This is a genomic window from Streptomyces sp. CO7 (assembly GCF_053474865.1).
The window spans coordinates 1-470 of record NZ_JBRIOU010000089.1; the positions used below are offsets into that span (position 1 = coordinate 1).

The 470-nt window shown below is 65.3% G+C and carries 1 protein-coding gene; it reads left to right on the forward strand.

Features of this window, described 5'->3' with window-relative positions:
* Positions 1-470: substrate-binding domain-containing protein (locus ACOV8S_RS31245; RefSeq protein WP_448321857.1), on the forward strand; the 470-nt coding region annotated here is incomplete at both ends.

Below are 470 nucleotides of genomic sequence, written 5' to 3' on the forward strand. Positions count from 1 at the left end.
TCCCGGTGATCTCCTACGACCGGCTGATCCGCGGCACGGCGAACGTCGACTACTACGCGACCTTCGACAACTACAAGGTCGGTGTCCTCCAGGGCGGTTACATCGCCGACAAGCTCGGCCTCAAGGACGGCAAGGGCCCGTTCAACATCGAGCTGTTCGCCGGCTCGCCGGACGACAACAACGCCGGGTTCTTCTTCAAGGGCGCGATGAGCGTCCTCAAGCCGTACATCGACAAGAAGAAGCGGGTCGTGCGGAGCGGCCAGACCGACTTCAACCAGGTCGCCGCGCTGCGCTGGGACGGCGGGCTCGCCCAGTCCCGGATGGACAACCTGCTGAGCAAGTCGTACACCAACGCCCACGTCGACGCCGTGCTCTCGCCCTACGACGGCATCTCGATCGGCATCCTCTCCTCCCTGAAGGGCGTCGGCTACGGCACCGCCAAGTCGCTGCCGATCGTCACCGGCCAGGAC